The organism is Brucella pseudintermedia, from assembly GCF_008932435.1.
In the GTDB taxonomy this organism is placed as follows: domain Bacteria; phylum Pseudomonadota; class Alphaproteobacteria; order Rhizobiales; family Rhizobiaceae; genus Brucella; species Brucella pseudintermedia.
The window spans coordinates 86,925-112,900 of sequence record NZ_WBWE01000011.1 but is presented as its reverse complement, the minus strand read 5'-3'; the positions used below and the strand labels follow the sequence as shown (position 1 = coordinate 112,900).

The window sequence follows — 25,976 nt, the reverse complement described above, 5'->3', positions numbered from 1 at the left end:
GTCAAGATTTGGAATGCCTTAGAGCGAGAGTGAGGCCGGGACGGGTTTGAGCCCGTGCGGATCGAGAGAGAGCGCTGCGCGGGGTCTATCCTGTTCGCTCTCCCAAGGCTTCTCCCATGAACATGATTTCCGCATCCGCGGCGGCATCCGCCACCGCGCCGCTTTCGCTTGTCCCTGACACCGACATTCCTGCCGCCGTCTTCGCCGCGGCGCAGCTTCTCCTGCCTCACCTCGAACGCGGCCAGCGCGTCGACGCCGCTACGCTGCGCGGCGCGATGGAGGCTACCTTCGGCGCGTCCGACGCGACCGGCGCCTGGAACTGGAAAACGGCCTATGACGCCTGCGAGGCGGCGACCGTTCTTTTCCTGCGCAAATACGGCAAGGCGCTTTTCCGTAAATCCACTTCGCCGGCAGCAGTCCTGCCGCAGCTCGCCAAGATCGCCGGCCTCCTGCCGACGCATACGCGCCGCTCGGAGGAATCCCAGTCCTACCAGCAATTCTCGACGCCGATCTCGCTCGGCCTCGCGGCCGTGACGGCGGCGGCGATCACTCCGGCCGACCGCGTGCTGGAGCCGTCAGCCGGCACCGGGCTTCTCGCCATCCTGGCCGAGATCGCCGGCGGCACGCTTGTCCTGAACGAACTCGCCGAGACCCGCGCCGGGCTCCTGTCTCTTCTTTTTCCGGCCCTGTCCGTTTCCCGCTTCGACGCGGCGCAGATCGACGATCATCTCGATGCCGGCATTCTGCCATCCGTCGTGCTGATGAACCCGCCGTTCTCCGCCATTGCCAATGTCGAGGGTCGGATGGCCGACGCCGCTTTCCGCCATGTCGCCTCGGCGCTTGCGCGCCTTGCTCCCGGCGGCCGTCTCGTCGCCATCACCGGCGCCAACTTCGCGCCCGATGCTCCGGCCTGGGCCTCAGCCTATGGTCGGCTGCAGGAACGTGGTCGCGTCGTCTTCTCCGCAGCGATCGACGGCTCGGTCTATGCGAAGCACGGCACGACCTTTCCGACCCGCCTGACCGTCATCGACAAGCTGCCGGCCGACGATCCGTCCGTGTTCCCCACTGCGCCCGGCGCCGCGCCGGATGTGGCCACTCTGCTCGGATGGCTGGCCGAGCACCTCCCGGCACGCCTGCCGGTCGATCCGTCCGTCTCCGTTCCTGTGGTCGCGCCTCGTACCGTCCGCGCCTACGTAAACCGGGTGGCCAGGGCTGCGCCCGTCGTGGCGCATGCCGAGCCGAAGGGCGCTCCGCTCGATTATGAAGTCGTCGACTGGAGGCCAGCGGATGCCGGTCGCCTTTCCGATGCGATCTATGAGGAATACGGACTTCAGACCATCCGGATTTCGGGGGCACAGGCGCATCCGACCCAGCTCGTGCAGTCGGCGGCCATGGCGAGCGTCGCCCCGCCGAAGCCGAGCTATCGCCCCACATTGCCGGCGAACGTCCTCGATCTCCTGTCCGACGCGCAGCTCGAAACGGTGATCTATGCCGGCGAGGCACATTCGGATTTCCTCGCCGGTGCGTGGACGGTGGACGAGACGCTCGACAAGCTGACCGCTGCATCTGAGGACGCCAAGGACGCCGTCCGGCTGCGCCAAGGCTTCATGATCGGTGACGGCACTGGCGTCGGCAAGGGACGGGAATCGGCTGCGATCATCCTCGACAACTGGCTCCAGGGACGACGCAAAGCCGTCTGGATTTCCAAGTCGGACAAGCTGATCGAGGACGCGCAGCGCGACTGGGGCGCGCTCGGCATGGAGCGCCTGCTGGTCACGCCGCTGTCGCGGTTTCCGCAGGGCAAGCCGATCACGCTGAGCGAGGGCATCCTATTTTTAACCTATGCCACGCTGCGCTCCGACGACCGTGGTGAGAAGGTTTCGCGGGTCAAGCAAATCGTCGAATGGTTGGGCTCCGACTTCGATGGAGTGGTGATCTTCGACGAGGCGCACCAGATGCAGAACGCCGCTGGCGGCAAGGGAGAACGCGGTGACGTCGCCGCCTCGCAGCAGGGCCGCGCCGGCCTGCGTCTCCAGCACGCGCTTCCGAATGCCCGCGTCGTCTATGTCTCGGCCACCGGCGCGACCACCGTCCACAATCTCGCCTATGCCCAGCGGCTCGGCCTGTGGGGCGGGGAGGATTTCCCCTTCGCAACACGCGCCGAGTTCGTTGAGGCGATCGAGGCCGGCGGCGTGGCGGCGATGGAAGTGCTCGCCCGTGATCTTCGCGCGCTCGGCCTATACACGGCCCGCTCGCTCTCCTTCGCCGGCGTCGAATATGAGCTGGTCGAGCACGAGCTGACGCCTGAGCAGGTCCGCATCTACGACGCCTATGCCGGCGCCTTCGCCATCATCCATAACAATCTGGATGCGGCGATGCAGGCCGCCAACATCACCGGCGGCGGCGAGGGTGATTCGGGCACGCTCAACAGGCAGGCGAAATCCGCCGCCCGCTCGGCCTTTGAGAGCGCCAAGCAGCGCTTCTTCGGCCATCTGTTGACCAGCATGAAGACGCCGACCCTGCTTCGCTCGATCGCCGCCGATCTGGAGGCAGGCCATTCGGCCGTCATCCAGATCGTCTCGACTGGCGAGGCGCTTATGGAACGGCGGCTGGCGGAGCTTCCGACCGAGGAGTGGAATGACGTCCGCGTGGACATCACCCCGCGCGAATACGTCCTCGACTACCTCGCCCATTCCTTCCCGGTCCAGCTTTACGAGCCATACACCGACAGCGAGGGCAATCTGTCGTCGCGGCCGGTCTATCGTGACGGCCAGCCCGTCGAAAGCCGTGAGGCGGTCGCGCGGCGTGATGCGCTCATCGCGAAGCTCGCCAGCTTGCCGCCGGTTCCGGGCGCGTTGGACCAACTCATCCAGCATTTCGGAACGGACATGGTGGCCGAGGTGACGGGCCGGTCGCGCCGCATCGTCCGCAAGCGCAGCGGCAGCGTCACCATCGACCGGCTTGTGGTTGAGACGCGCGCAGGCGCGGCCAATCTGTCCGAGACGCAAGCCTTCATGGACGACCACAAGCGCGTCCTCGTCTTCTCGGACGCCGGCGGCACCGGCCGCAGCTACCATGCGGAGAAGTCGGCGAAGAACACGCGCCTGCGCGTCCACTACCTCCTCGAGGCGGGCTGGAAAGCGGATACCGCCATTCAGGGCCTCGGCCGGACGCACCGCACCAACCAGGCACAGCCGCCGCTCTTCCGGCCGATCTCGACCAACGTGAAGGCGGAGAAGCGCTTTCTCAGCACGATCGCCCGCCGCCTTGACACGCTGGGCGCGATCACCCGCGGCCAGCGCCAGACCGGCGGTCAAGGGCTGTTCCGGCCCGAGGACAATCTGGAGAGCCACTACGCCCGCGACGCGCTCCGCCAGCTTTATCTCCTGCTGGTTCGGGGCAAGGTCGAGGGCTGCTCGCTCGACCGCTTCGAGTCCGCCACCGGCCTGAAGTTGATGGACTCGACCGGCATCAAGGACGAGTTGCCGCTGATCACGACATTCCTCAACCGGCTGCTCGCGCTCACCATCGAGCTTCAGGGCATCCTGTTCGCGGCTTTCGAGCAACTCCTGACCGCCCGGATCGAGGGCGCGATTGCTTCGGGCACCTATGACGCTGGGTTGGAGACGCTGCGCGCCGAAAGCTTCGTCATCATCGATCGCCAGACGATCTATACGCATCCGCGTACCGGCGCGGAAACCAGCCTGCTCACGATCAACGAGCGCAGGCGCAACCGTCCGGTGACGCTCAACGCCGCTCTCGCCGAACTCGGCGATCCGCGCGCCAGGCTGCTAGTCAACGAGCGCTCGGGGCGTGCTGCTGTTCAGATCCCGGCCAGCAGCATCATGCTCGACGATGGCGAGGTCGAACGCCGCGTCCGGCTGATCCGGCCGACCGAGGCACACAACATCCCGATACGCTTCATGGGCGAGACCCATTGGGTCGAAGCTGATAGGGACACCTTCGCGTCGGCCTGGAACGCAGAGATCGCCGAGGTGCCGGAGTTCACTGACGCGACCCTCCATATGGTCACGGGCTTGCTTCTGCCTATCTGGAAGCGACTGCCGAACGACTCGACCCGCGTTTATCGGCTTCAGACCGACGACGGCGAGCGCATCATCGGCCGCAAGGTCTCGCCGGCCTGGGCCGCCAATGCGACCGCGACCGGCGCAGCCGCGATCATGCCCGACGACGCCTTCACCGCACTGATGGACGACCGCACCATCCTCGACCTCACTGAGGGACTCCAGCTTCGCCGCGTCCGCGTCATGGGCGGGAACCGCATCGAGCTGTCAGGCTTCGATGACACGATGCGCGAGCGCCTCACGGCCTATGGCCTGTTCCACGAGATCATCTCGTGGAAGCTGCGCATGTTCGTACCGACCAATGCCAATGGTCCCGCGGTTCTCGCCAGGGTGCTCGGCCGCTGGCCGATCGAGCGCATCGGCGAGAAGGAGGCAGTGTGATGGCCCGTCGCGACGCTTCCGAACTCGCATCCCTTCTCGGCCGCAACGCCGAGGCGGTTTGCCGCCACTACCTGTCGTCCGGCCAGCGCGCTGGACGATACTGGGTGGTCGGGGACGTTCAGAACAGCCCTGGCCGCTCGATGTTCGTGCGGCTGACCGGCCCTGAATCCGGCAAGGGCGCTGCGGGGAAATGGACCGATTCCGCAACCGGGGAACATGGCGATCTGCTTGACGTCATTCGCGAAACACTCGGCCTTATCGACTTCAAGGACGTGGCAGAGGAAGCGCGCCGCTTCCTTGCTCTCCCGCATCCCCAATCGGAGAACACGAGGACACCGACCGGCAGGACGTCGAACATCGCTGTCGGTTCGACCGAAGCGTCGCGGCGGCTCTTCGCCATGTCGCAGGCGATCGGCGGCACACTCGCGGAGATCTACCTGGGCGCGCGAGCGATCAACTCCCTCGTGGGAACCACCGCGCTACGCTACCATCCGCGGTGCTACTACAAGCCCGATGAGCATTCGCCCACCGAGATCTGGCCGGCGATCGTCGCTTCTGTCACCGATCTTCACGGCAACCAGACCGGCGCACACCGCACCTGGCTCGCCCCGGACGGTTCGGGCAAGGCGCCGGTCGAGTCACCGCGGCGGGCGATGGGCGACCTTCTCGGGCATGGCGTCCGCTTCGGCGTTGCCGGTGAGGTGCTCGCGGTCGGCGAAGGCATCGAGACCGTGCTGTCGCCCCGTCAGGTTCTGCCCCACATGCCGATGATGGCGGCGCTCTCCGCGGCTCACCTTGCTGCCATCCTGTTCCCGGCGACGCTGCGCAGGCTCTATATCCTCAGAGATCGCGACCCGGCGGGGGACGGTGCACGAGACAGCCTGGTCGCCAGAGCAAGGAGCGTCGGGATCGAGGCGATTTCGGTGTCGCCGATCGCCAAGGACTTCAACGAAGATCTGCGCTGGCGCGGCATCGACGCCCTCCGGGCGGCCTTGATGGAGCAGCTCCATCCTGATGACGTCCACCGTTTCGTGGAAGGGTGAGGAGCTCGGCGGGGGACAAGGCGCGGTGGAGGCGTCTCCACCTGCCGTCTCCATTCATCATCGGAAGCATCCTTCGAAGTCGGAGAGAGCGGCGCCCACGGCCTTCTGAGAGGGCGACCGGCCCACAAACGGCCCGGAGAGGCAATGGCCGCGTTCGGGCTATTTTCCGCCGGCGGGCAAGCCCGCCTTTGCATCGCGAAACAAAATAGCCCGTACCCGGCCATCGGAGCCCTCGCGAGGGCACGAGGGTGCCAGTCCAGTCCGTTTGTGGGCTTTCGACGCCTGCGAAGGCCGCGATGGGCGCGGTCTCCAGACAAAGGACGCTTCCGATGACGAACGAAGACGATAACGCAGGTTTCGAGCCGAACTACACCTCGTCCCCCACCGATCATCTCCTCACCGAACTCCAGCTCTACGGCTGGCGGCCGTATCAGGACGAACCCGATCCCAGGCCGCTCCCGGAGGGCAACGCCGTCGCCGCAGCCGTCGCAGATATCTTCGACGCCCTTGTCGCGACGCTCGGCGACACCCGCCTCGAACCCGACCTCGAGGAGTTGCTCTGGGGAACGGTCAATCTCTTCCATCGCGCAGCGAACCGGGTCGAACGCGATCTCGACGACAACGAGCAGGCGCAGCGCCGCCTCCAGCGTGAACAGGACGGCAGCGAGATCAAGTCGGTCGAGCTTGAGCGCCTAACGGCAGAAGGGCAAACCCTGATCGAGCGGCGCAACAGCATGGAACTCTTCCGCGACGTCGCCTCCGAAGCCTTCGAGCACCACACCGGCAGCGCCTGGCGGCCCCGTACCGGCTCGATGGTCAACCATCGCAACCTCACCGCCGCGATGATCGACAGCCGGGATTTCCTCGCCGCGAAACACCGGGCCGAGAGCGAGGTGATGATGCCTGCCGGTCCCAAGGTTGCCTTGACCGGAGGCGCCGACTTCAACGATCACCGCCTGATCTGGGCAAAGCTCGATCAAGTCCATGCAAAGCACCCCGACATGGTGCTGATGCACGGCGGCACGCCGAAGGGCACTGAACTGATCGCCTCCCGCTGGGCAGATAGCCGCAAGGTGTCTCAGGTCGCCTTCCGGCCCGACTGGACGAAGCACGGCAAGGCCGCGCCCTTCAAGCGCAACGACGCGATGCTCGACGTCCTGCCGGTCGGTGTCCTCGTTTTCCCTGGCACCGGCATTCAGGAGAACCTTGCGGACAAGGCCCGCAAGCTCGGTATCCCGGTCATGAAGTTCGACGGCGGCGCGTAAGCGCCGCCTCCTTGCCACTGCGCAGGCTATAGTTGTTAAAGTTGGTCCGCATTGTAAAAGATTTACGGGTAGGGGTTTAATAGGCGCATGACATCAATAGCTACCGGCAATGCCGAGCAGTATGGCAGCAGTGAGAAGCTTGCCGCTCGCGCCCGGCTCAATAGCGAATACACGATCGCCGAAATCGGCTGGTTTCCCTGGGTGGCGAAGCAGCTTCCGCTCAAGCCTGGCGACAGCATTCTAGATGTCGGATGCGGTCCCGGCTGGTTTTGGGCGGCTACCGCAAACAACCTGCCGCCAAACCTGCACCTCACGCTTTCCGACCTTTCGCCGGGCATGGTGCAGGAAGCCGTTGAACGATGCCGGCCCTTGCCATTTGCATCTGTCATAGGCCGACAGGCCGAAGCGGTAGCCTTGCCCTTTGAAGACGGCGTCTTCGATGCCGTCATCGCCATGCATATGCTCTATCACCTGTGCGACCCTGCGAAGGGAATTGCCGAAATGCACCGAGTTCTGAAGCCGGGCGGTTTCCTGGCGGTAACGACGAACGGCGCCGGGAACATGCGCGGGCTGTATGCGCTGACAACCGTGTTCGGCAGCGCGCCTGTGGATCCGGCCGGCGCTGCTTTCGGATACGACGCCGCCGAACAGCTCATGCAGACCCACTTTGGCAATGTGAACATGACGCAGCATCCGGCTCGCCTCCGCGTGACGGAGCCGGAGGACGTATTCCTGGCCCTTACGTCCTATCCGCCCGGAGACGCGGCCGACGAGGCGCAGCTTGCTGCGTTTTCGGATGCGATCACCGGAGCGTTTCAGGCCGGAAATGGTGTTCTTGAGGTCGGCAAGGAAAGCGGACTGTTCATCAGCATTAAGGCGGCTTGAACTGTCGCAGGTTTTTGAATTTCGCCACTGACGGATCCAAATTCCGAAACAATTTAGTGTCTTCTGGCTCGGAGCTCCCGCTCATTTGATTCCGATTGAGAGATTGCATGAGACGTGTTTTCAAGTTCACTGGTTTTTGCTTGGTCCTTTTGATCGTCGCAGTCGCTCTATATGGTGGAAAAGGATACTGGGACGCTCTTTCGGACGCTCCGCAACTGCGCCAGCGCGCGGATGATTTGATAGCGCAGGGACGAGGGGGAGCCTCGCTTGGTGCGGAACATCTGGCGATATTGCTGAAGGTTGAAGACCCGAATTTCGCCAACCATACCGGAGTAGATTTTTCGACCCCCGGCGCTGGGGCGACAACGATCACGCAATCGGCTGCCAAACGCCTTGCGTTCGAAGAATTCCATCCCGGTATCGGCAAGATTCGGCAAACGGGCTACGCGATTGGTTTGGAACGTCGGCTTTCCAAGGAGCAAACCCTTGCGCTCTGGCTCGACACATTGGAGATGGGCGAAGGCCCTGAAGGATGGATGAGGGGTTTTCACAAGGCGAGCTCCGCGATCTATGGCCGGCCACCCGCAGAGTTAAGCAACACGGAGTTCATTCGACTGGTGGCAGTTCTTATCTCGCCGGGGGCATATAAGCTCAGAGAGAACGATACCGCGCTTAATGAGCGTGTCGGACGGATTGAGCGTCTGGTGGCAGGAACGTGCGCCCCCGAAGGGCTTGGCGACGTTTGGCTTGAAGGATGCCGGCAAGCTTCCGATAGCTGACCGTCTGTCGCGCAATTCCCGAAACCTGCGACAGTCGCACAATGGGATTTTCGCAAAGGGTTGCACTCGGGGGATTTGAGAGCTGAACGTAGCTTCGAAAGTTCAGCGAAGGCTTGACTATTGAAGGTGTCGATGGCTCTTATGAAAAATCCTTGCAGAACCGGTACAGTAGCATAGTCGCAGGCGGAGCGTATCTACAGGCAGCCTGTCGTGATTCTCAACCGATCATGTGGAGGCTTCCATGTCGCTCATCCTGCTCGCCATCTCCTTGACGATAGCGTTCTGCATCTTTGCCTACAATCTCGCGATCTACGCTTTGCCTTTCATGGTTGGTCTGTCGGCCGCCCAATATGCATGGGGCGCTGGAGCCGGCATTTTCCTGTCCGGGTTAGCCGCCGTCGGCGCGGCATTGCTTTCGATCGGCCTCGTCATCGCGGTTCTCGGCTTCGCCAGGAATCCGGCTCTGCGGCTGATCGCTCTCGCCGTCTTTGCCGTACCCGCCGTCATCGCCGGATATGCACTCATCCACGGCGTCGCGAAGAACGCCATCGATCCCGGCCTGATGCTCAATTTGCTTTCCGGCAGCGCAGGTCTGTTCATCGGCATCGCGGCCATGGTCAATCTGAACGCCCTTGGCGTGTCGTTGTTCTCACGCTGATCGATCGGCCGCGATCCGGCATGACAATGAAAAAATCCGGCGGCTTGCTCCGCAGGGTTTCGCGGTTCCCACGCAGTAGAGGCTGTCGCGTCAACGCTGCCTTTGTCGTCCTTGCTTTCGGTTTGCTTCGCCCGGCTTGGGAAGTCGGTCATGGCTTGAGATCGGCATGCCGTGGGCAATCGATGCCCGCCAGTCCGTCCATTTCGTAATGGGGAAGCGAGGGCGAACCAGAACCTTCATGCCTTTCGCGCAATTCCGCTGAATCGGGCCATCCGTCGTCGAAGACGGTGATGCAGTGCTGTTCCGTGCCCGTAGAGCCCGACAGCCTCCTCGTTCTTCTCCCGCCATGTGTTCGTCCGAACGGCGAAGACGCAGGATGGCCGGAAGGTAAGAAGGTCGGGTATCGCTCCGAAGCGTGCAGGTCCGTGAGCCTGCCTGGTCGCTGTTACCGGCAAGGACAATGGTTCTGCTGCGCGTCTGCGTTTTCCTGCTTTCAAAGGCACCAATCCCTCCGACTGACTGATCCCCTAAGTCCGTTCGGTTTCCACCAACAACCCCCGCGGCTCCCAGCCGTGTTGCCGCGCAAGCGCGGCTGCCCGCCCCACCTGGGGCCTTAGGGGCGAGCTGCCGAAAGGTTCGGCAGTTGCGGGAGTCTCCCGACGGCCTTGGCCGGGTCTCGTCGGAGGGATGGTCCCTCCGAGAAGCAACGGAGACTTACAATGCAGAACATCGTCATTCTCGCCGGCAACATCGGTCAGGCCCCCGAAACCCGCACGCTCCAGGGCGGCACCCGGATCACCCACTTCACGCTGGCCACCTCGCGCCCCCGCTATTCCGACGGCAAGGTCGTCCGGGACGAGAAGGGCTACCGGGTCCAGGACACGGAATGGCACCGCATCACCGCCTTCAACGGCCTCGGCAAGACGATCCAGGAATATTGCGAGAAAGGCATGAAGGTTCTGGTTCGCGGCCGCATCCACTACTCGAAGTGGACCGACCAGCAGGGCAACGATCGCTACGGATGCGAGATCATCGCCGAGACGGTCGACTTCCTGAGCCGGGCGAAGCAAACCGAAAGCAACGACGGCAAGTTCATCGACGACGATGACATCCCGTTCTGAGCGGGATCCTTGAAGCCCGGCGGCGCAAGCCGCCGGGTTTTCATGTTCGCACCGGATCGCGGCCGACGCGTGTGGCACCGGCCGTCCAATAGGCTGGCCGTGCGCCGAGACGACCGAATCAGCCGCCAAACGAAGGCTGATTGCACCACCGGTCAGGCATTTCATGCTGGCCAAGAGAGCGAAGAACGACTAAATTAGTCGTAGTTCTGGAGTGCGCACAGGTCCGAATGGGAGGTGATCATGCATGATCACCGCCCGACAATCACGGGCCGCACGCGCGTTGCTGGGTTGGACGCAGGAGACGCTCGCTGACAAGGCCCGAGTAGCATTGACCGCACTGAAACGCCTTGAATCCGAAAACGGCCTCGAGGTGTACGAATCGACGCGCGATCAGGTGCGCCGGGCTCTTGAATCGGCCGGGATTGTTCTCCTTTCGACAGACAAGGGCGAAGGAGTTTTGCTCCTGCATGACAGGATCGATTCGTCCCGGTAGTCGCGCCGGGCACCGAATTAGCAAACCCTTGTCAAAAAAGGGGCTATCTCCTGTGCGAGATGGTTAACGGCCCAGCGCGTTAATATGGTGGCTCGATGGGACAGAGGACTCAAACATTTCTGGACGAACCACCGTTCAGCGAAACGATCACATCTTATGATCGTGGGCATATGAAGCTCTACATGCGGTTGCTCGACGCCCATCGAGACGGCGCAGACTGGCGCGAGGCCGTGCATGTCCTGTTCGGCCTCGATCCCGATCACGAACCCGAGCGTTGCCGCTCTATCCACGATGCGCATCTGGCGCGCGCCCGGTGGATGACGGAGCACGGATATCGCGAACTGGTGCGTGAAAGCCAGCGCGGGTCGCGATCGTGATGCGCGGGACGCATCACCTGTTGAGGCGCGACTGACTTCCCCAGATCAACCAAAACGGGAATCGTGACTCTCCCAAAGAACTAGACAGATACTTGGGAGGATCGGCCTTGACACCTGATGCTTCGACCTGGCGTTCTTCGGAATATGACCATCTGGATAAGCTGACCGCATCCGATCTGGCTTGGGAATGGCTTCGCCGTAACAACGCCTATGACGCGGATTTCGAGGCTTCCGTCTCCGCTCGCGGAACGCCTGAACCACTAACCGAGCGAATTCGACAGCGGTGGGGGTTGCGATTTCCCGGTCGACCCCCTTACACCTCCGCCGGAAGCGCCGGTTTTCTGGCTCCCGCAGGAGGATACAAGCGTTGTCGTGCTCACAGAGGCGCCACTTGACCTCGGCTCCAGTATCCCAAGCGATGCTCCCGCGCTGTGGCGGCGCGAGCCGTCGACGGGCGATGATGACGCTGCATTTCGCTTCGCTCTCGCGAATGGGCAATCGCTCCAGATCATTGACCGCGCCCTTGACGTAAAAGAAAATGCCGTTGCGGTCATTCCTCTCGGCATAGATGGCTTCGACCGGATCGAAGCCGTCTACCGATTCCTCTCGGCCTTGCATGGCCGCGCCATTCCCCCGGACACGCGTCTGACGCGTCAGCAGCGCGCCCGCCAGCGCCGGATGCTGCGGGCCTTCGACGGCTATCGCGCCGGCGCAACGCAGCAGGAAATCGCCGAGGTCATTTTTCACATCGATCATCTCGATCGCGACGACTGGCAGGCGTCGTCCATACGCCACGCCATCAAGGCGCTCCTGCGCGATGCCCGCGCGATGATCGCGGGCGGCTATCGAAAACTCCTTCGTCATCGCCGCCAACCCTAGCGCGGTATCGCCCTCTACACGGTGGGCGAATTCGATACCCTCCAACTTCGCCCTGCAACTCGCCGGCTTTCCTCCGCCACCGTGGTCGTTGTCCGCCGCTGATCCGCGACGGCTATCCCCAACAGCACGGAGGCCCGATCCATGCCACATGAACCCGTCGTTTTCCCGCCGCGTTTCCTGCGCACCAAGGAAGCGGCCGAGTTCCTCAGCCTCTCCGCCCGCACGCTCGAAAAGCACCGGACCTACGGAACCGGTCCGGCCTACCGCAAGCTTGGCGGCCGCGTCGTCTATGCCATCGACGATCTCGAAACCTGGGCCGCTCGCGGCGCGGTGACGTCGACATCCGATCCGCGCGGCTCCGTGCTGCCGGCGAAGCGCCACACGCCAGCCCAGCCGGTCCACGCCGGTCGCTACGCACGCTGACCGCGGCCGGTTCCGTTCATGGCGGTGCGGCGTCGATCCCTTTCGGAGCGCGGACAACTCGATCTGTTCCGGGCGCTTCCCGGCGACTTCGCGCCACGAGACGCGCAGGATCTCATGGCTTATCCCTTCTTCTCCCTTTCCAAGACCCATCGCGTCGCCCCGATCGATTTCGTCGCCGGCAACGTGACGATCCGGGTCGAGGCGGTCCCCGATCATGGTATGGCCACGATCTGGGACGCCGACATCCTGATCTGGGCGGCGAGCCAGATCGTCGAAGCCCGCGATAGCGGGCTTCGCACCTCGCGGCTGATGGCTGCCACGCCGTACGAAATCCTCACCTATGTCGGCCGGGGCACGAGCTCACGCGACTATCAGCGCCTGAAAGCCGCGCTCGACCGGCTTCAATCGACCACCGTTTCCACCTCGATCCGCCAGCCGACTGAAGGCCGCCGTCATCGCTTCTCGTGGATCAACGAGTGGCAGGAGCGCACCGACCGCAACGGCCGGCCCGAGGGCATCGAACTGATCGTGCCGGACTGGTTCTATCAGGCCGTCCTCGACGATGCGCTCGTGCTGACCATCGACCGGACCTATTTCGATCTGACGGGGGGCCTTGATCGGTGGCTCTACCGCCTGGTGCGCAAGCACGGCGGTCGCCAGCGCGACGGATGGCGTTTCGACTTCCGTCACCTTCACCAGAAATCCGGCAGCCTGTCGCCGTTCAAACGCTTTGCCTTCGAGCTGCGCGACATCATCCGGCGCCAGCCGCTGCCGGGTTACAGGCTCTTTCTCGAAGCCGAGATCGGCGGGCGCCTGCTGCTCGCCTTCGAGCCGCTGCCCGCCTGTGGACAGGCTGTGGACGGCCTCGTGCTATCGGGAACCCGGACTATCGTGCTATCGGGAACCCGAGGCTCGTGCTATCAGGAACCCAAACAGGGTGTAAGGCAGGGAAACTATACACGAAATCGCGCCCTTAACTTAGAGTCTAACATAGACTCTAACCTTGAAGAGCGCGCGCGCGATGTGGAAAACCTCATCCGCGACGCCGCCAGAAGCCTCAGCGTAACCGCCAGGAAGAGCGCGCCAATCGAGCAAGGCACGCCGGTTCGCACGGAAACGCGCGACCGCGATGGCTCCTCCGTTTCTGCCGACTCCGCGATGCTTGGGCTTCCTCTCAATCCACCGGGAGGACGCCGATGATCATCGCGCTCCTCAACCAGAAGGGCGGCGTCGGCAAGACGACGCTCGCCCTGCATCTCGCCGGCGAGCTGGCGATGCGCGGCAAGCGCGTGACGCTGATCGACGCCGACCCGCAGGGCTCGGCACTAGACTGGTCGCAGCAACGTTCGCGCGAGGGCCTCCCGCGCGCGTTCGGTGTCATCGGCCTGGCACGCGATACGCTGCACCGCGAAGCGCCAGAACTCGCGCGCGACGTCGATCATATTGTCATCGATGGCCCGCCGCGTGTCGCCGGTCTCATGCGCTCCGCGCTGCTCGCCGCCGACCTCGTGCTGATCCCGGTACAGCCGTCGCCCCTCGACGGCTGGGCCTCCGCCGAGATGCTGGCGCTCCTGGCGGAGGCGCGCATCTACCGGCCTCAGCTCGCCACCCGTTTCGTTCTGAACCGCTGCGGCGCCCGCACAGTCATCGCTCGCGAGACGGCCGAGACCCTGGCCGACCACGATCCGCCGGTGCTCCCAAGCACCATCGGCCAGCGCGTCGTCTTCGCCGACGCCGCGCAGACCGGGCGGCTCGCCTCGGACATCGACCGCCGTTCGCCCGCCGCGCGCGAGATCGCGGCGCTGGCGGCCGAGATCGAACGCCTCCACATCGGGAGGGCTGCGACATGACGCTCCTCACCGGCGACTGCCGCGAGCTGATGCCGCGCCGCAGCCCGTTCGACATGATCCTCGCCGATCCGCCCTATGGTGACACATCGCTCGCCTGGGACCGTCGCGTCGAGGGCTGGCTTCCGCTCGCGCGGGCTGCGCTTGCGCCAACCGGCTCCCTGTGGGTCTTCGGCTCTTTGCGCAGCTTCATGGTAACGGCAATCCGGTTCGCAGATGCGGGCTTCCGGATCGCCCAGGCGATCGTCTGGGAAAAGCAAAACGGCACGGGCTTCCATGCCGACCGCTTCAAGCGCGTGCATGAACTCGCCGTCCAATTTTACCCCGCCGAGACGCCGTGGCGCGACATCTACGTTGACGTCCAAACCACGCCCGATGCGATGGCCCGCACCGTGCGGCGCAAGCAGCGTCCTCCCCATACCGGCCAGATCGACGCCGGCCACTATGTCAGCCACGACGGCGGGCCGCGCCTCATGCGCTCGGTCATCTACGTGCGCAACTGCCACGGCCGCGCGATCCACCCGACCGAAAAGCCGTCGTCGCTCCTCGAAATCCTGATCCGCACAACCTGCCCGGAGGGCGGTCTGGTCGGTGACTGGTTTGCCGGATCGGGCGCGGCCGGGGAAGCCTGCCGGCTCTCCGGCCGTCGCTACCTCGGCTGCGAGATCGACGCGGACATGGCCGAGCGCGCCCGCGCGCGTATCGCCACCGTGCTGCCGTTCCATGACGGAGGTCCGTCATGACGGCGCGCACCGACAGGCGCGGCTTCGCGAAGCGCCCCGCCGATCCCGATGGATGGATCAAGGCCGGCAACACGCCACCGCCACGCAATGGCGCAGCCGTGACCTTCACGGCCCGCCTCACCATCGACGTAACGCCAGAGCTGCGCGGCCGGATCAAGATCGCCGCCTTCTGCCGCGGCGTCACCGTCGCCGACATGCTGCGCGAGTTGTTCGAGCGCGAATTCCCCGACACCCAAGGAGACACACCATGACCGGCAATGCGGCGCTCCGCATCGGCGGCCGCCGGTTGCCGGACGGTCCCGCCGCGTTCACCACGCTCGTCGAACTCACCTGGATCGAGAAGCGCATCGAGAACTGGATCAGGTTCGGTCGCGAAAGCTACGGGCAGAAACTCGAACGCCGTCACAGGGTCGTCGGCTTCGCGCCCGGCACGATCTTCTGCCTCGTCCGCTGGGCCGCAAACGACTACGGAACGATCATCTCGCGCCTGGACATCGTGCGCGCGGTCGACCGTGGTGAGCCGTTCCAGACGCTGCCCTTCGTGCGCCCCGGCGGCGAAATCCTTCTGAAGGTCGAGAGCTGGCCGAAGGTGGAAGACGTGCTTCGTCACGTCGACGGCATGGAGGCCCTCGGCATCGATGCCGCGGACGCCGATCCCGACCACTGGCGGCACGTCGCGCACTGGATGAATGCCGGCGAGGCGCCACGCCCGTACACGGCCGCGCGCCATCAGGCGTGGCTCCGGCGGCAGGAGATCGGGCGATGACGCGGCTCGGCTATCTCGCGGCGACATCCGTCGCCGTGCTCGGCATTGCCGTCGCCAGCGCCGCGCCGATGCCGCTGAAACTCATCTGGAACGCGACGGCGAGCGCTCCGATCGGCTTCTACACGGTATCGCCGGCCGGGCGGATCGAAGTGCCCGATCTCGTCGCCGTCATGCCGCCGGAGCCGTTCGCCTCCTTCATGGTCGAACGCGGCTATGTCGGCCGCGACGTGCCGATCCTCAAGCACGTCGTCGGTCTGCCGGGGCAGCGCGTGTGCCGCGACGGCCGCGCCATCACGGTGGACGACATTCCGCTCGGCGAGGTCCACGACCGCGACAGCCGTGGCCGCGACCTGCCGGCCTGGCTGGGCTGCCGCGTGATCGGCGGCGGCGAACTTTTCCTCATGAACCTCGAAGCCGCCGACAGCCTCGACGGCCGCTACTTCGGCCCGTTCCCCGCGGCGGCGGTGATCGGGCGGGCCACTCCGCTTTTCACCGACGAGGACGGCGACGGCCGCTTCGTCTGGCGCGCGCCGACGCGGTGAGCGCGCATCCTTCGCAATTCCACCGCAGCACAGGAGACCATCACCATAGCCCAGATTGGACATTTCACCCGCACGGAATTCGGCTTCGAAGGGCGGCTCAGGACGCTCGGCATCGACGAGGAAATGACCCTCGTCACCGCCGAACCCTCTGACACCGAGAACGCGCCGAAGTACCGCGTCCTGCTCGGTGACGAAGACGGCCTCGACATCGGCGCGGGCTGGGTGCATGTCGGCGAGCGCGCCGGCGAGTTCGTCTCGATCATCCTCTACAGCCCGCTTCTCGGCGGCACGTTTCGCGCAAATCTCTTCCGCGCCGGCGACGACGGTTCCGCCTGGGTGCTGAACACCGTCCAGCCCTCCAAGAAACGGCAGGAGGACTGAATGGCGGCGGCCCGAATCCGCGCCCGCGCCGGACGCTCTTCCGCCGTCCGGCGCTCAGCGCTCCTTCTCCTTTCCGGCCTGATCTTCGCCACAGCCACAACGCCGACGGTTCTGGCGCAAATCGCGTCCCCGGCGAGCGCCGTCGCCGCGCATCCACATGCAGCTCATATCGCTGAAGCATCGCGACGCTTCGGCATCCCGCCTGCATGGATCGTCGCCGTCATGCGCGCCGAAAGTGCGGGCGACGTGCGCGCCGTCTCCTCAGCGGGCGCGATGGGTTTGATGCAGGTCATGCCGGACACCTGGGCCGAGCTTCGCGTCCGCTACAGCCTCGGCCGCAATCCTTATGACCCGCGCAACAACATCCTCGCCGGTACTGCGTATCTACGCGAGATGTGGGATCGCTATGGCGACATCGCCGCTATGCTCACGGCCTACAATGCCGGTCCCGCGCGCTATGACGAGCACCGTTCGAAGGGCCGCCCGCTGCCCGCCGAGACGCGGGCTTACGTCGCTTCGCTCGCGCCCACGCTGCGCGGCGAGCGCCCTTTGAAGAACGGTTCGGCGGTCGCCCGGCCGCTCGACTGGCGCGAGGCGGCGATCTTCGTCGGGCGCGGTGGCGGCGCTGCCAGCGCCGATCCCGCATCTCCAGATCGCTTGCCGGACGACGCCCGTTCTCCCGTCACGGCGACACCGCAGATGCTTGTGACCACGCAGCCGGACGGGCTGTTCGTCGCTCGGAATGCCGCTGGGAACCGGCGATGAGCGGCCCGGCGACATTTCGCATCCTATCGTGCGCTGGCGTGTCGTGGAGAGCGCCGGGGGTGGCGGCAGGCGCAACAACCGGACGATGGCAGGATAAAAGGGCGCACGGTGCGCTTCGGTCGGGCGGTTGTTTTTGTTCATGTTTTCGGCGCGTTCCGCACCGTGCAGCGCTGGCGCGCACCGTGCGCTCCGCGCCCATCTTCCTGATTTCCTTTCTTGTTTTGCACCGTGCGGGGCCGCGTCATGTCCGATGACCACGAGTTTCGCATCCGTCCGGGCCGCATCAGATCGACCCGCGCGCAGCAGGCCCGGCCTTTCGTCGCGCAGGCGCTTGCCGCAGCGAAGAAGGCAGGCGGCGGCGTCTCGCGATCCGGCCGCGTCACCTCCGGCAACCGTTCGCGCTTCGGGCGCGGCCAGCGCGCCAGCATCCAGGCCAATCGCCTCATCACGTCGCGCACGCGTGGCGCCGTCGTCAAGGCGCGCGTGGTTCGCCACTCCCCACGATCCGCACCGCTCGGAACGCATCTCGACTATCTGCGCCGTGACGGCGTGACCCGTGACGGCGAGAAGGCACGGCTGTTTGGGCCGGAAACGGACAATGCGGATGCGCGCGCCTTCGCCGAGCGCTGTGGCGATGACCGGCATCACTTCCGCTTCATCGTTTCGCCCGACGACGCGCCCGACATGGCGGACCTCAGATCCTTCACCCGCGATCTCGTCGGCCAGATGGAAAAGGATCTCGGCACGAAGCTCGACTGGGTGGCCGTCGACCACTGGAACACCGAGCATCCCCATGTCCACCTGATCGTGCGTGGCATGCGCGATGACGGTCAGGATCTCGTGATCTCGCGCGACTACATCAAGGAAGGCATGCGCGACCGGGCGCGCGATTTCATCACGCAGGAGTTGGGGCCGCGCACCGATCTCGATATCCGCCGTTCCCTCGAAAGCCAGATCGAGACGGAGCGCTGGACGCAGCTCGATCGCCAGCTCGTCCGTGACGCCGGCAAGTCCGGCATCATCGATCTCGCTCCACACGCCGACCGCCAGCCGGACGAATTCCATGCTTTCAAGGTCGGCCGTCTGCGGACCTTGGAGATTCTCGGCGTCGCCGGGCAGGTCGGTCATTCGCAGTGGTTCATCAAGCCCGAGGCGGAGAGCGTCCTGCGCGAGCTTGGCGAGCGGGGCGACATCATCAAGCGCATGCACCGCGCGCTCACCGAACGCGGCATCGAGCGCGGCTCGGCGAGTTATGTCCTGGCCGGCGAAAGCCTCGACGTGCCCGTTGTCGGCCGCCTGCTCGAACGTGGTCTCGATGACGAGCTGAAGGGGACGGCCTATGCCGTGGTCGACGGCGTGGACGGCCGCACCCATCACATAAAGCTGCCGCATCTCGACGCTGCCGGCGACAGCCCGTCCGGATCGATCGTCGAGCTGCGCGCCTATGAAGATGCGCAAGGCCAGCGCCGCGTCGCACTCGCAGTCCGTTCCGATCTCGACATCCATGCGCAGGTCAACGCAACGGGCGCGACCTGGCTCGATCGGCAGGCGGTCGCTCGCGAGCCTATCGCTCTGTCGGAGGGCGGCTTCGGCGCCGAGGTGCAGCAGGCGCTGGAGCAACGGACCGAGCACCTGATCGGAGAAGGTCTCGCGGAGCGGCAGGGCGGGCGCGTCGTCTTCGCACGGCGGTTGATCAACACGCTGCGCCAGCGCGAGGTCGATACACTCGGCCAAAAGCTCGCCGTTGAGACCGGCCTTCCATTCAACCATGCTGGCGGCGGAGAATATGTCGCCGGCTCCTATCGCCAGCGCTTCACGCTCGCCTCCGGCCGCTTCGCCATGATCGACGACGGCCTCGGCTTCCAGCTCGTCCCTTGGTCGCCCTCTCTCGAAAAGCAGATCGGCCGTCACGTCTCCGGCGTCGCGCGCGACGACGGCGGTGTCGATTGGGACTTCGGGCGCAAGCGCGGGCTCGGCCTCTAAACTTGACTAGAAAAGGAACATCGCCATGTCCGCGACGAAAATCCTTTGGGGGCAGATCATCGTGGTCTTCCTCATTGTCCTCTCCACCACCTGGGGCGCGACCCAGTATGTCGCGTGGAGCCTCGGGTTTCAGGCGCAGCTCGGTCCGCCCTGGTTCGTGCTGGCCGGATGGCCCGTCTATCATCCCCCCGCGATCCTTTGGTGGTGGTTCTCCTACGACGCCTATGCGCCAGCGATTTTCCAGACGGGTGGGATGATCGCCGCGTCGGGCGGCTTCATCGCTATTGCGGTCGCCATCGGCATGTCCGTCTGGCGAGCGCGCGAGGCCAAGCACGTCGCGACCTATGGCTCGGCCCGCTGGGCCGAGAAGGCCGAGGTCAAGGCCGCCGGACTGCTTGACCCCGACGGCGTGGTGCTCGGTCGATATGAACATGAGTATCTCCGCCATGACGGACCGGAGCATGTGCTGTGCTTTGCACCGACACGCTCGGGCAAGGGTGTCGGGTTGGTCGTGCCTTCGCTTCTGACCTGGCCGGGCTCGGCCATCGTGCATGATATCAAGGGCGAGAACTGGCAGCTCACCTCCGGCTTCCGATCACACCATGGCCGCGTGCTGCTGTTCGATCCGACCAATCCGAAATCCTCGGCCTACAATCCGCTGATCGAGGTCCGCCGCGGAGAATGGGAAGTTCGCGATGTCCAGAACATCGCCGATATACTCGTCGATCCCGAGGGGAGCCTGGACAAAAGGAATCATTGGGAAAAGACCAGCCACTCACTTCTCGTCGGCGCGATCCTGCACGTCCTCTATGCCGAGCCGGAAAAGACCCTTGCCGGCGTCGCCAACTTCCTTTCCGACCCGAAGCGCCCGGTGGAGTCGACGTTACGCGCCATGATGAAGACCGCGCATCTGGGTGAGGCCGGACCGCATCCTGTCGTCGCCAGTGCTGCGCGCGAACTGCTCAACAAATCTGACAACGAGCGCTCGGGCGTGCTCTCCACCGCCATGTCGTTCCTCGGCCTCTACCGTGATCCTGTGATCGCCGAGGTGACGCGGCGCTGCGACTGGCGGATCAGTGATATTGTAGGCGGTGAGCGCCCGACCACACTCTATCTCGTGGTGCCGCCCAGTGACATCAATCGCACGAAGCCGCTGATCCGTCTCCTGCTGAACCAGATCGGTCGGCGCCTGACCGAGGATCTGCAATCGGGCGGCGGCCGGCATCGCCTGCTGTTGATGCTGGACGAGTTTCCGGCGCTCGGCCGCCTCGACTTCTTCGAGAGCGCGCTGGCCTTCATGGCCGGATACGGGCTCAAGAGCTTCCTGATCGCGCAATCGCTGAACCAGATCGAGAAAGCCTATGGGCCGAATAATTCGATCCTCGACAATTGCCACGTTCGCGTGAGTTTCGCGACGAACGACGAGCGGACTGCGAAGAGGGTGAGCGATGCGCTTGGCACCGCGACCGAAATGAAAGCCATGAAGAACTATGCCGGGCACCGGTTGTCGCCCTGGCTCGGCCACCTGATGGTGTCGCGCTCGGAAACCGCACGCCAGTTGCTCACGCCGGGCGAGATCATGCAGCTCCCGCCGACCGACGAGATCGTCATGGTCGCCGGCATTCCGCCGATCCGGGCAAAGAAGGCACGCTACTATGAGGATGCCCGCTTCCGTGAACGCCTGCTGTCGCCGCCCGACCTGAAACGCCCGGATCAGGTTCGCCCGGACGACTGGAGCAGCCTGCCGATCCCGGCGCGTCCGGAAGCGCTCGATGCGCCGCCGGCAGGCCGCTCCGACGACGAAGACCCGACCGAGTCCGAACGGCGGCTGCAACCCGAACTCAGCCGGGCGAAGCCGGTGGAGAAGAAGGCGCCGATCGAGAATGAATTCGAGATCGAGCCGCCGGACGATATCGATGAGGGCGCCATTCGCAATCGGCGCATGATCCGCCAGATGCAGGGTGTCGCACGGCAGGTCGCACTCGATCCGAATGACGGCATGGAGCTGTAGGCGCCATGACCACTCGCCGAAAGAAGATAAAGACCACGATCTATCTGGACCCTGACGTCGAGAAGACGCTGGCGGATTTCGCTGCCCGACGCGACCAGTCGCAGTCCATGATCGCGGAGGCCGCCATCGCGTCGTTCCTCTCGCCGGACGATGCCGAGCGGCGCGAGGCGATCGTGGCCAAACGCCTCGACCAGATCGACCGCCGCATGACGCGCCTGGAACGAGACATTGGCATCGCCGTCGAGACTCTTGCGGTGTTCATCCGCTTCTGGATCACCACGACGCCGGCATTGCCGGAGCCTGCCGCGCAGGCTGCTCGAGCCAAGGCCAGCGGGCGATACGAAGCGTTCATCACCGCCCTCGGGCGGCGTCTTGCGCAAGGGCCGAAGCTCCGTCAGGAGATTTCCGAAGATGTGACAGGTTCAGACCCGTAAGCGGCTGATCGAGCATCACTTTAACCAGCGGGCATGTGAACACCGCCCACTATTGAGTACGTTGAGCCAGAAGCTAATCGGTTTGGATGCTATCCGCTTCCGACCGCATCCCCGCCGTTCGTTTATTGGTTGATGCCTCCCGTTGAAAGCTGCCCGTCGTGATTGCGAGATCGCCCCGTCGATTAAGTGATTGCAATCAAAATCAAACCAGTCGCCCGATCTCGCTTCGATCATGCCGGAAAATGGCCCTGGATCCACTTGACTTCGGCTCTGCGCTCAAAGCCCCATCGGACGCAACTCTCGTATCAAATCGATCAAAAGACGCAGCCCTGTCAGAACTTGTCGACGGCTCGAACAGTAGATGTGGAAGCCGTCGCCCTTAGACACCCAGTCCGGTAATACCAGGCGCAGCCGCCCATCCGCGACGTATGGCGCAACGAGCGGTTCGGAGAAATACATGAGACGACGCCGCCAAGAACGGCGATCAAACCTGTCTCCGTCAGATAGGCGGTGATCGATGTCGGCACCGCAATCTGCAGGGCGGACAGGTGCCGCCCCTTTTTGCATCTTGTAGCGATACGCGATACAGAAAACTATAATCGTCAGCTTTCGGCACAAGGGCCTCGAAACCTTTTACCGCGCCGGTTCAACGAAAGGCACCCAACCGGCTCATGCCCGAAAACTCGGGATGATCCTGGCCATGCTCGACGTGGCCAAGGAACCGCAGGACCTGAACCAACCGGGCTTGCGGCTGGATCCCCTGAAAGGGCATTGGTCGGTGCGGGTGAACGGCAATTGGCGCATCACCTTCCGTTCTGACGGGGCCGGCGTCGAACTGGTCGATTATCAGGACTAACGCTGAGGACACGAACCATGATCCATACCCATCTTCTCCGGGCGAAATCCTCAAGGAAACGGTATTTGAGCCGTTGGAATTCTCCGTGACCGAGGCCGCCGAGCGGCTGGCCCTGTCGCGGGTGCTCAATGGCAAGGCCGGTATCAGCCCGGACCTGGCGCTGCGCTTGGAGAAGGCCGGCGTCAGCACGGCGCGCTTCTGGATCAACCTGCAGGCCAACTATGACCTGTGGGTGGCCATGCAGCATGAGCAACCGCCGGTGCGGCCGCTCCAAAACGCGGCGGCCTGAAATGGAAGCCGGCGACACTCTGGACCGGGTAAGGTCCGCAATAGCCGGTCAGCGCGACCCGCCCACGCTGACGGGCGAGGAACGGCGGTCCTACTACAGCCTGCTTGATGACGTGATGGCCAACCCAAGCCCGGATGAAGTCAGCGCGATGGCTCGTCTGGGAAGCGAGCCGGGCGCAGTGGGATATGACGATTCCGGTCGCTTGGTGCGCTCCCGCCCAGGCGGGGGAGTGGACGTTATCGAGGAATGACGGGCGACGGGATGGATCAGGATTTAAGGGCGGGCGGCGAAAGGGCGATTGCCACCTACCTGAGTGAGAATTACGGCCTCGTCGGCATCGTCTCCACCGCCATCAAGGGCGTGAACTGGACCCTTGCAGTTGAGGACGGCGGGCAAGCCGTGGCCTTCGTCCGCCTATATCGAGCTTCCGGGCGCTCGCCGGCCGACGTGGCGGCGGAATTGGCGGTGCTGCGTGCGGTTGAAGGCACCGCCGCCCTTGAAGTCTCGCGGCCGCTCTCGGATCGACGGGGCCGAACCGTCTCTGAAATAGAACTGCCCGATGGCTCTCGCCGCATGATCGCGGTGTTCTCCCGAGCGGCTGGACGTGAACTGACTCCCACCGTCTCGGATTACCGCTGCGCCGGGGCTGCGCTGGCGGATCTGCACCGGCAAAGCGGGCTGGCCAGCCTCGCGCCGAACCGGGAAATCGGGAGCGAGCTTGCCGCCAAGGAAACGCTGGCGATGATCGCGGGCCGCTCCCCACAAGTGGCTCACGCGATCGCGGAGGCAATCGGCACGCTCGAAACCCCGGGCGCGAATAAGGTCATTGGCCCGGTCGGATTCTGTCACGGCGACATGGGGCCGCTGAACATGCGCATCGAGGGCGAGCGCGTGACGTTCTTCGACTTCGATGATTGCGGCCGTGGCCCTCAATTACTCGATGTGGCAGCGATAGCGCTGTGGTTGGAAAACAGCCAGGACGACGATGCCGGCGCGCTGTGGCGGGCCTTCCTCGCGGGGTATGGCGTGGCGGAAAGCAAGCAACTGGCCCTGTTCGTGCGCTGGCTCGTGATCGACCATCAGCTGCGCATCCTGCGCTTTCTGCTCGACTACTGCGAGATAGAGGCCGGGCTATGGGACGACGTTCTGCATGACGCGCAATCTCTTATAACTACGGCGGCACGCGGCGAGCTGCGCGCCTTCCAGCATTAACAGCGCCAGTCCGCAATATACGGTGCAGAGAAAAGCCGCTGATGGGCGGCGGATTCGGATGACCATGAGAACCGCCCCCCAGATCCTTGCCCCGCTGCTCGTATGTCTCGGCGCTTTCCTTTGGGGGACGGTCGGCATCGCCTCCAAAGTCCTCTACGGTATCGAGGACGTGCCGCCGCTCGTCCTCGGTTTCTTCCGGCTGGCAATCGCGGTGCCCGCGCTGCTTGTCTGGTGCAGCTTGCGGCTCGGTGCCCAGACCTTCCGCTTTCCCGGCGCCGACGCGGTGCGCATTGGTGGCTTGGGCCTGGCGATGGCGCTCTATCAGGTTTGCTACTTCCGGGCTGTTGCCGAAATCGGCGTGGCGCTGGCCACGCTTATCACGATTTGCTCCGCCCCGATTCTGGTCGGGCTGCTGGCTCCCCTGCTCCTGCGTGAGCGCATCACGCGGCACGTCGCGTTCGCACTGTTCCTCGGCCTTGTCGGGGCGGCCCTGCTGGTTGGTGCGCCGCCGGAAACCGGAAGCGCAACCGGCATTGCCTGGGCCGGCGGCTCGGCAATCGCCTATGCCTGCTTTGTGCTGTGCAGCCGGACCTTGGCCCACCACGACCCGGGAAAGATCATTGTCGTCGGCTTCGGCACCGGAGCGTTGCTGCTCCTGCCGTTTGCGCTGATGACTCAGACCGATTTCGGCAGCTGGCCCGCCTCGGCCTGGCTCACGCTGCTCTACATCGGTCTGGTGCCGACTGCGCTCGCCTATGTGGCGTATTTCCGAGGAATGCGAGGGACGGCCGCAACACCCGCCACAATCCTCACGCTGGCCGAGCCGCTGACTGCGACCATCATCGCGGTGGGATTGTTTGGCGAGCGTTTGCCGCCCCCGGCACTAGGCGGCGGTGCCCTTCTGCTCGCCGCCCTGGTGCTCCTCGTGCGGCGACCGGCGGCGGCTTGAATGACAAGAGCACGGCCCCACGAATGGGGCCGGGTTTTTAGCTTCTGCGGCTCGCGCGGCCGTTGCGTTAGTCGCCTGCCAGCGACTACTTCTGCCGTTCGAGCATCGCCCGATCTTCTTCCGGTGTGATGAACCCGTCCCCATCCGCATCGATCACGTCGAAGTGGTCGCCAAGATTCGGATTGGCTTCAAGGGCTTCGTCCTTGCTCAACTTGCCGTCGCCATCCTTGTCAGCCGACTTGAATTCCGCCGCCCAGGCCGCTTCGTCAAACGTCTCCTGCTTAGCCCCGGTGCTCAACGTACCCTGAGCTAGGGCAGGTGCCGCCAATACCGCGATCATTACGCCACAAATGACAGTCCTCATCATTACCCCCATCTGGCCGCCCGATAAAAGAACTCCTGTTTTACCGCTCAATCACGCGGAAGACTTAGATGCCGTCGCGCTCCCACTTCTCTTCCAGGAGCTACCGATGCGGATGCTCCGGCCCCAGCAGCTTCTCGCTCACGACCGGCGTGGACTCGATCGCCAAGCGGGTCATTTCCTGCGCCAGATCATAGAGCAGCGCCTGGTGATGCAGGGTGTAGAGCGGGTTGTCCAGACGGACGCTTTCATGCAGCTCGTGCGCTGCCCGCTATGCCGCCTGATCGAAGTGCTCGTTGCGCTTGTCCAGACCGCGCGCCATGCAGCGGCGGGTCGGCAGATGGTGTATGACGAACCCAAATCCTTTCTTCTTGGTCAAGAGCCGTCGGCATGACGACAAGCGGACCATCCGGGGCCGTGGAGAAAGCTCGCGTGAAGGTTCGGTTAG

At 64.5% G+C, this 25,976-nt stretch carries 30 protein-coding genes; 29 read left to right on the top strand and 1 reads right to left on the bottom strand.

Annotation, left to right across the window (positions count from 1 at the left end; all coding sequences use genetic code 11):
- Positions 1–116: 116 nt before the first annotated feature.
- From F9K78_RS15185 to F9K78_RS15045, 28 genes are all read left to right on the top strand, one after another.
- Positions 117–4,466, top strand: a complete 4,350-nt coding sequence (locus F9K78_RS15185) for a strawberry notch-like NTP hydrolase domain-containing protein (RefSeq protein WP_151682334.1) — start codon at positions 117–119, stop codon at positions 4,464–4,466.
- Positions 4,466–5,509, top strand: coding sequence for a DUF7146 domain-containing protein (locus F9K78_RS15180; protein WP_151682333.1), 1,044 nt, complete (start codon positions 4,466–4,468; stop codon positions 5,507–5,509). The genes F9K78_RS15185 and F9K78_RS15180 overlap by 1 nt, the downstream gene beginning before the upstream one ends.
- 329 nt (positions 5,510–5,838) lie before the next feature.
- A complete protein-coding gene (locus F9K78_RS15175) occupies positions 5,839–6,774 on the top strand; it encodes an SLOG family protein (protein ID WP_151682332.1) in 936 nt (311 codons plus the stop codon).
- An 87-nt stretch (positions 6,775–6,861) separates the two neighbouring features.
- On the top strand, positions 6,862–7,659 hold the full coding sequence (locus F9K78_RS15170) for a class I SAM-dependent methyltransferase (protein ID WP_151682331.1): 798 nt from the start codon (positions 6,862–6,864) through the stop codon (positions 7,657–7,659).
- Positions 7,660–7,808: 149 nt separating this feature from the next.
- Positions 7,809–8,438: a transglycosylase domain-containing protein gene (locus F9K78_RS15165; RefSeq protein WP_235925440.1), complete on the top strand. Its 630-nt coding sequence runs from the start codon at positions 7,809–7,811 to the stop codon at positions 8,436–8,438.
- Positions 8,439–8,679: 241 nt separating this feature from the next.
- On the top strand, positions 8,680–9,096 hold the full coding sequence (locus F9K78_RS15160) for a hypothetical protein (protein WP_151682329.1): 417 nt from the start codon (positions 8,680–8,682) through the stop codon (positions 9,094–9,096).
- Between the two features lie 719 nt (positions 9,097–9,815).
- Positions 9,816–10,217 (top strand): single-stranded DNA-binding protein, encoded by a 402-nt coding sequence (locus F9K78_RS15155; protein ID WP_036742963.1) that lies wholly within the window; start codon positions 9,816–9,818, stop codon positions 10,215–10,217.
- 244 nt (positions 10,218–10,461) lie between these two features.
- The gene (locus tag F9K78_RS15150; RefSeq protein ID WP_151682328.1) at positions 10,462–10,710 is read left to right on the top strand and encodes a helix-turn-helix domain-containing protein; all 249 of its coding nucleotides are present in this window, start codon (positions 10,462–10,464) and stop codon (positions 10,708–10,710) included.
- A 95-nt stretch (positions 10,711–10,805) separates the two neighbouring features.
- Entirely contained in the window at positions 10,806–11,087 is a 282-nt protein-coding gene (locus F9K78_RS15145; RefSeq protein ID WP_151682327.1) for a DNA -binding domain-containing protein, read from the top strand.
- A gap of 92 nt (positions 11,088–11,179) precedes the next feature.
- Complete coding sequence (locus tag F9K78_RS22100) at positions 11,180–11,482, top strand: transcriptional regulator domain-containing protein (protein ID WP_328593520.1); 303 nt, start codon at positions 11,180–11,182, stop codon at positions 11,480–11,482.
- Positions 11,460–11,966, top strand: coding sequence for a DUF2285 domain-containing protein (locus F9K78_RS15135; protein ID WP_235925439.1), 507 nt, complete (start codon positions 11,460–11,462; stop codon positions 11,964–11,966). Before F9K78_RS22100 ends, F9K78_RS15135 begins: the two co-directional genes overlap by 23 nt.
- 141 nt (positions 11,967–12,107) lie before the next feature.
- The gene (locus F9K78_RS15130) at positions 12,108–12,389 is read left to right on the top strand and encodes a helix-turn-helix transcriptional regulator (RefSeq protein WP_151682325.1); all 282 of its coding nucleotides are present in this window, start codon (positions 12,108–12,110) and stop codon (positions 12,387–12,389) included.
- Positions 12,390–12,407: 18 nt separating this feature from the next.
- Complete coding sequence (locus F9K78_RS15125) at positions 12,408–13,589, top strand: replication initiator protein A (protein ID WP_151682324.1); 1,182 nt, start codon at positions 12,408–12,410, stop codon at positions 13,587–13,589.
- Positions 13,586–14,239: a ParA family partition ATPase gene (parA, locus tag F9K78_RS15120; RefSeq protein ID WP_151682323.1), complete on the top strand. Its 654-nt coding sequence runs from the start codon at positions 13,586–13,588 to the stop codon at positions 14,237–14,239. Before F9K78_RS15125 ends, parA begins: the two co-directional genes overlap by 4 nt.
- Entirely contained in the window at positions 14,236–14,979 is a 744-nt protein-coding gene (locus F9K78_RS15115; protein ID WP_151682322.1) for a DNA-methyltransferase, read from the top strand. The genes parA and F9K78_RS15115 overlap by 4 nt, the downstream gene beginning before the upstream one ends.
- Positions 14,976–15,230 carry a hypothetical protein gene (locus tag F9K78_RS15110; protein WP_151682321.1) on the top strand — a complete coding sequence of 85 codons (255 nt, stop codon included), beginning with the start codon at positions 14,976–14,978 and terminating at the stop codon, positions 15,228–15,230. Before F9K78_RS15115 ends, F9K78_RS15110 begins: the two co-directional genes overlap by 4 nt.
- Positions 15,227–15,745 carry a DUF2840 domain-containing protein gene (locus F9K78_RS15105; protein WP_151682320.1) on the top strand — a complete coding sequence of 173 codons (519 nt, stop codon included), beginning with the start codon at positions 15,227–15,229 and terminating at the stop codon, positions 15,743–15,745. Before F9K78_RS15110 ends, F9K78_RS15105 begins: the two co-directional genes overlap by 4 nt.
- Positions 15,742–16,287 carry a S26 family signal peptidase gene (locus F9K78_RS15100; protein ID WP_151682319.1) on the top strand — a complete coding sequence of 182 codons (546 nt, stop codon included), beginning with the start codon at positions 15,742–15,744 and terminating at the stop codon, positions 16,285–16,287. The genes F9K78_RS15105 and F9K78_RS15100 overlap by 4 nt, the downstream gene beginning before the upstream one ends.
- 6 nt (positions 16,288–16,293) lie before the next feature.
- Entirely contained in the window at positions 16,294–16,668 is a 375-nt protein-coding gene (locus tag F9K78_RS15095) for a DUF736 domain-containing protein (RefSeq protein ID WP_328593522.1), read from the top strand.
- Positions 16,669–17,433 carry a lytic transglycosylase domain-containing protein gene (locus F9K78_RS15090; RefSeq protein WP_151682317.1) on the top strand — a complete coding sequence of 255 codons (765 nt, stop codon included), beginning with the start codon at positions 16,669–16,671 and terminating at the stop codon, positions 17,431–17,433.
- A 243-nt stretch (positions 17,434–17,676) separates the two neighbouring features.
- Positions 17,677–19,416 carry a relaxase/mobilization nuclease domain-containing protein gene (locus F9K78_RS15085; protein ID WP_151682316.1) on the top strand — a complete coding sequence of 580 codons (1,740 nt, stop codon included), beginning with the start codon at positions 17,677–17,679 and terminating at the stop codon, positions 19,414–19,416.
- A 25-nt stretch (positions 19,417–19,441) separates the two neighbouring features.
- Entirely contained in the window at positions 19,442–21,427 is a 1,986-nt protein-coding gene (locus F9K78_RS15080; RefSeq protein WP_151682315.1) for a conjugal transfer protein TraG, read from the top strand.
- Between the two features lie 5 nt (positions 21,428–21,432).
- Positions 21,433–21,861 (top strand): CopG family transcriptional regulator, encoded by a 429-nt coding sequence (locus F9K78_RS15075; protein ID WP_151682314.1) that lies wholly within the window; start codon positions 21,433–21,435, stop codon positions 21,859–21,861.
- A gap of 583 nt (positions 21,862–22,444) precedes the next feature.
- Positions 22,445–22,717: a type II toxin-antitoxin system RelE/ParE family toxin gene (locus tag F9K78_RS15065; RefSeq protein ID WP_328593521.1), complete on the top strand. Its 273-nt coding sequence runs from the start codon at positions 22,445–22,447 to the stop codon at positions 22,715–22,717.
- An 85-nt stretch (positions 22,718–22,802) separates the two neighbouring features.
- Positions 22,803–23,006: a HigA family addiction module antitoxin gene (locus tag F9K78_RS15060; protein WP_235925438.1), complete on the top strand. Its 204-nt coding sequence runs from the start codon at positions 22,803–22,805 to the stop codon at positions 23,004–23,006.
- Positions 22,963–23,256: a hypothetical protein gene (locus F9K78_RS15055; RefSeq protein WP_151682311.1), complete on the top strand. Its 294-nt coding sequence runs from the start codon at positions 22,963–22,965 to the stop codon at positions 23,254–23,256. The genes F9K78_RS15060 and F9K78_RS15055 overlap by 44 nt, the downstream gene beginning before the upstream one ends.
- Positions 23,253–24,218, top strand: a complete 966-nt coding sequence (locus F9K78_RS15050; protein WP_151682310.1) for a phosphotransferase — start codon at positions 23,253–23,255, stop codon at positions 24,216–24,218. Before F9K78_RS15055 ends, F9K78_RS15050 begins: the two co-directional genes overlap by 4 nt.
- A 58-nt stretch (positions 24,219–24,276) precedes the next feature.
- Entirely contained in the window at positions 24,277–25,167 is an 891-nt protein-coding gene (locus F9K78_RS15045; protein ID WP_151682309.1) for a DMT family transporter, read from the top strand.
- An 85-nt stretch (positions 25,168–25,252) separates the two neighbouring features.
- Here the strand turns inward: F9K78_RS15045 and F9K78_RS15040 are convergent, their stop codons facing one another.
- Complete coding sequence (locus tag F9K78_RS15040) at positions 25,253–25,534, bottom strand: EF-hand domain-containing protein (protein ID WP_167518120.1); 282 nt, start codon at positions 25,532–25,534, stop codon at positions 25,253–25,255.
- Positions 25,535–25,637: 103 nt separating this feature from the next.
- Between F9K78_RS15040 and F9K78_RS15035 the strand changes: the two genes are divergently transcribed.
- On the top strand, positions 25,638–25,922 hold the full coding sequence (locus F9K78_RS15035; protein ID WP_151682307.1) for a hypothetical protein: 285 nt from the start codon (positions 25,638–25,640) through the stop codon (positions 25,920–25,922).
- Positions 25,923–25,976: the final 54 nt, after the last annotated feature.